Annotated in this window: 4 protein-coding genes; all 4 read left to right on the top strand. The window is 67.9% G+C overall.

The features are described from left to right. A partial coding sequence (locus tag VEG08_14330) for a hypothetical protein (protein HXZ29167.1) occupies positions 1–454 on the top strand: 454 nt, incomplete at its 5' end. A gap of 42 nt (positions 455–496) precedes the next feature. Next, positions 497–3,076 (top strand): molybdopterin cofactor-binding domain-containing protein, encoded by a 2,580-nt coding sequence (locus VEG08_14325; GenBank protein HXZ29166.1) that lies wholly within the window; start codon positions 497–499, stop codon positions 3,074–3,076. Further along, positions 3,073–4,068: an FAD binding domain-containing protein gene (locus VEG08_14320; protein ID HXZ29165.1), complete on the top strand. Its 996-nt coding sequence runs from the start codon at positions 3,073–3,075 to the stop codon at positions 4,066–4,068. Before VEG08_14325 ends, VEG08_14320 begins: the two co-directional genes overlap by 4 nt. A 182-nt stretch (positions 4,069–4,250) precedes the next feature. Continuing rightward, on the top strand, positions 4,251–5,093 hold the full coding sequence (locus tag VEG08_14315; protein ID HXZ29164.1) for an amidohydrolase family protein: 843 nt from the start codon (positions 4,251–4,253) through the stop codon (positions 5,091–5,093). Positions 5,094–5,170: the final 77 nt, after the last annotated feature.

Raw genomic sequence — 5,170 nt, 5'->3', positions numbered from 1 at the left:
CGCGCTGCCGGCGCTGGCGCAACAGGACCTGCCCTACGGCTGGCACCAGCCCACGAAGGCGGAGCTAGGGAAGCGGGGAAACAAGGGCCTGTCGCTGCGCGCCGACTTCGACGGCGACGGCAAGCCGGATACCGCCATGCTCCTCGCCGACGACCGCGGCCGCGCCGTCGGTGTCTTCGCCTTCATGACTTCCACCTCGCGCTGGGCGAAGCTCGACAGCGAAGCAGTGGCGGAGTTGCAGCGCTGGAGCATCGCGCTGGCACAGCCGGGAACGTATGAGACCGAGTGCGCGCCGGAGGATGCCGGGTGCAAGCCCGGCACGCTGAAGCTGGAGCGGTCGGCCATCCAGTCTCTCCTGGGCGGGAAGGCGACACTGTTCTATTGGGATGCCGACACTAAGGCCTTCAAACACGCGGCCCTGGCAGCCCTGGGCGTCAAAGTGAAAGCGGGGTAGCGAGCAACCGGAAACTGAGAACCGGGAACTGGGAACTGAAGAATGAGCGAATTCTCCATCATCGGTAAACCCATGGCCATGATCGACTCCGTGGGCAAGAGTACCGGCGCCGGCAAGTACACCGACGACCTCTCCGTCCCCGGCATGCTCATCGGCAAGATCCTGCACTCGCCCTACCCGCACGCCCGCATTCGCAAGATCGATACCACCAAGGCGCTGGCGCTTGAGGGCGTGGTGGCGGTGGTCACCGGGCGCGACGCGCCCAACAAGTACGGCATCCTGCCGGTGGGCCACGACGAGACCGCACTTTGCGTGGACAAGGTGCGCTACGTAGGCGACAACGTGGCCTGCGTGGCCGCGGTCTCCGAAGCCGTCGCCGAGAAAGCGCTGGAGCTGATCGAGGTCGAGTACCAGCCCCTGCCCGCCTACTTCGACCCGGAAGAGTCCATGAAGGCGGAGTACGACCTGGTCCACGACCACCGCCCGCACAACATCGAGAAGGAGTATCACCACGTCTTCGGCGATCCCGCCCAGGCGCTGGCCGAGGCCGAGTACGTGCACGCCGCCCGTTACGTCGCCAACGAGGTGACGCACGCGGCCATGGAGCCGCACTCCACGCTGGCTTCCTTCGAGCTCGACCCTGCGAGCGGGCAATTGGGCCGGCTGACCGTCTGGTCTTCCACCCAGGTGCCCTACTACCTGCAGCACAAGCTGTCGCTGGTGCTGGAGCTGCCCATGTCGCAGATCCGTGTGATCAAGCCGCTGGTGGGCGGCGGCTTCGGGGGCAAGAGCGAGGTCATCCCGCTGGAGATCATCGCGGCGGTGGCGGCGCGCGCCGCCCGCGCCCCGGTCAAGATCACCTACACGCGCGAGGAGGTCTTCTGGGCGCACCGCGGGCGCCCGCGCACCCTGGTCGACCTCAAGGTCGGCGTGAAGTTCGACGGCCGCATCACTGGGGTGGAGTGCCGCGTGGTGCAGGACGGCGGCGCCTACTGCTCCTACGGCGTGGTGACCATCCTCTACTCGGGCGCGCTGCTGGGCGCCATCTACGACATCCCCAACGTGAGGTACGACGGCTACCGCGTGCTGACCAACAAGCCCGCCTGCGGGGCCATGCGCGGCCACGGCACCGTGAACGTGCGCTTCGCCTTCGAATCGGCCCTGGACGAGATCGCCGCCCACCTGAAGATGGACCCGGTGGAATTGCGGCGCGCCAACCTGCTCAAGCCGCCCTGCGTCACGGTGAACGGGCTGCGCGTGCTCAGCTACGGCCTGCCCGAGTGCGTGGACAAAGCGGTGGAGCGCTCGCTGTGGAAGGTACGCCGCGGCAAGCTGGGCCGCGGCCAGGGCCTGGGCATGGCCTGCAGCCACTACGTCAGCGGCGCGGCCAACTCCATCATTCGCTCCGACATGCCGCACTCCACCGTGAACATCAAGGTGGACCGCGACGGCGGGGTGATCGTGTACACCGGGGCGTCGGAGATCGGCCAGGGCTCCGACACTATGACCGCGCAGGTGGTGGCCGAGACCCTGGGCTGCACGCTGGGGCGGGTGAAGATCGTCGCCGCCGACACCGACCTCACCCCCATCGACATCGGCTCCTACTCCAGCCGGGTGACCATGATGGCGGGCAACGCCGCCCTGCGCGCCGCCCAAGAGGTGCGCAAGCAGGTCGCGTCGGCCGCCGCCCGCAAGATGAACTGCACGCCGGCGGAGGTGGTGATCCGCAACGATATGGTCTTCAAGGGCAGCGCCGGGTCGCTGCTGGCCGCCGCCGGCTTTCCCACCGACGAGGTGGTGGAGCGGCGCAAGCGGCTGAATGACCGCGTGGAAGGCCAGATCCTGCGCGGCTCGGTGCAGCAGAAGCGCCGCGACGAAGGTCCCAAAGACCGCATGAGCTTCGAGGAGGCGGTGGTGGCCGCCATCGACTTCCACGGCGCGCTCACCGGCACCGGCTCCTACGCCCCGCCGCAGGACGCCCGCGGCGGCAACTTCAAGGGCTCGGGCGTTGGCCCGTCGCCCGCGTATTCCTACTCGGCGCAGGTGGCCGAGGTCACGGTGGACGAGGAGACCGGCGAGGTCAAGGTGCTGAAGATCTGGGCGGCGCACGATTGCGGCCGCGCCTTGAACCCGGTGGCGGTCGAGGGCCAGGTGATCGGCTCGGTGTGGATGGGCCTGGGGCAGGCGCTCGAGGAAGAGATGGTGTGGAAGGACGGCCTGCTCATGAATCCCGGCCTCTTGGAATACCGTTCGCCCTCGGCCATCGAGTCGCCCGAGGTAGAGGCCATCATCGTGGAGAGCGTCGATCCCGAGGGCCCGTTCGGCGCCAAGGAAGCCAGCGAAGGCTCGCTGGCGGCCGCCATCCCCGCCATCGCCAACGCTATCTACGACGCCGTGGGTATCCGCCTGCGCGAGGCGCCCTTCACCCCGGAGCGGGTGCTGGCGGCGCTGCGCGCCCAGAAGGGCGCCAAGCAGCTCAACATGACCGAAGGCGTCGACCCGACCGCCCCGGCCAAGTTCCGCGAGCACGGCGGCTCGCTGTGGTTCAAGGGCAAGGGGCCGGAGCGGCATCCCCAGGACCCGGCGCGCCGCGGCGAGCAGCCGGCCGGAGGTGACGATTGAGTCTCCCCGACTTCAAGCTGCTGCGCCCGCGCACCGTGGAAGAGGCGATTGGCTATCTCGGCCAGCACGGCGCGCAGCTGCAGATCATCGCCGGGGGCACGGACCTGATCCCCTCGCTGCGGCAGCGGCTCTTCGGCCCGGCCTACGTCATGGACATCCGCGGCATCGAGGAGTTGCAGGGCATCCGCGTCTATGGCGGCCACGGGGTGGAGATCGGGGCGCTGACCACGCTCTCCGCCATCGAGGATTCCGAATTCCTGCGGCGCTACTATCCGGTGCTGCGCGAGGCGGCCATGACCGTGGCTTCGCCGGTGCTGCGCAACATGGGCACGCTGGGCGGCAACATCTGCCTGGACACGCGCTGCCTCTGGTACAACCAGTCGCTCACCTGGCGACGCTCCTGCGGCTTCTGCATCAAGAAGGACGGCGACCTGTGCCACGTCGCGCCCGGCGGGACGAAGTGCTGGGCGGCGTTCTCGGGCGACACGCCGCCGGCGCTGCTCTGCCTGAACGCCGAGATCGAGATCGCGGGGCCGCAGGGCACGCGCCGCCTGCCCCTCCGCGACTTCTACACCAGCGAGGGCGATGCCCGCATGCGGCTGGAGAAGAACGAGATGCTGACCCGGGTCTTCCTGCCGGAGTCGGCGGCGGGCTGGCGCGGCGCCTACATGAAGCTGCGCGTCCGCGGCTCCATCGACTATCCGCTGGCGGGCGTGGCGGTGGCCATGAAGAAGCCCGACGGGGTGGTGGAGGACGCGCGCGTGGCCATCACCGCGGTCAATCCGGCGCCGCTGCTGGTGCCGGGAGCGGAGCACGCGCTCATTGGGCGGCCGCTCAAGGACGACGCCGAGCACGCGGCCACCGTGGTGGGCGAATTGGCGGCGCGCGTAGCCAAGCCCCTGACCACCTCGGCGCTCACTCCCGAGTATCGCCGGGAGATGATCAAGATCTTCGCCAAGCGCGCGGTGCTGAAGGCGGCGGGAAGAGCGTAGTTGCCGGTTCCCAGTTCCCGGTTGCCAGTTGCGAGTGCGGAACCGTCACGCTGCCTTGATGGTAGGGGTCCTTCGCGGCCTGAAGGCCGCTCAGGATGACAATTGCGAGAGATTCGGTAACAGGGAACTGAGAACCGGGAACTCGGAACTGGCGAACGACCAACGACTAACGACCAACGCCCGTGATCACCGACTGCCACATCCACATCGCGCCCATGGAGCAGTTCAAGCCCTCGGCCATGGCGGCCATGGAGAAGGAGCGCCGCAACTGGCCCCAGATCCTGGAGTTCTGCCGCTCGCCCAAGACCTTCCTCAAGCACCTGGACAAAGTGGGCGTCGACCGCGCCGTGCTCATCAACTATGTCGCCCCCGAGGTCATCGGCTTCACCCCTGAGGTCAATCCCTGGATCGCGAAATACGTGCAGGAGGACCCCAAGCGCCTGATCGCCTGTGGCAGCCTGCATCCGCGGCATACCCAGAATGTGCTGGCCGACGTGGAGCAGATCGTGCGCCTGGGCATCCGCATGATCAAGGTGCACCCGCCCCACCAGTTGCTCTATCCCAACGATTACCTCAACGGGGTGAAGGAATTGGAGATCCTCTACCGCGCCGCCGAGGCCAACGGCATCCCGGTGATGGTGCACACCGGGACCTCGATCTTTCCCGGGGCGCGCAACAAGTTCGGCGACCCCATCTACGTGGATGACGTGGCCGTGGACTTCCCCAAGCTGAAGATCCTGCTGGCCCACGGCGGCCGCCCCCTGTGGATGCACACCGCCTTCTTCCTGGTGCGGCGGCACCCCAACGTCTACTTGGACATCAGCGGCATCCCGCCGAAGGCGCTGGTCAAGTACTTCCCACGGCTGGAAGAGATCGCGGAGAAGACGCTGTTCGGGACCGACTGGCCCGGCCCCGGCGTCCCCGACATGCAGAAGAACCTCGCCGACTTCCGCGCCCTGCCGCTCTCTCCCGCGACCCGGGAGCAGATTCTCTCCAAGACGGCGCTTTCCATCTGGCCGGCCTAGCATTGGGTGACTGGGTGACTTGGTGATTGGGTGGCCTGAAGCCCGAGAAGATGCAGCTAGTCTCCGAGGGAGGCGGC

Source organism: Terriglobales bacterium (assembly GCA_035624475.1).
Classification (GTDB): domain Bacteria; phylum Acidobacteriota; class Terriglobia; order Terriglobales; family Acidobacteriaceae; genus DASPRL01.
The sequence above is the reverse complement of the archived record's forward strand: the minus strand, read 5'-3'. Positions and strand labels throughout refer to the sequence as shown.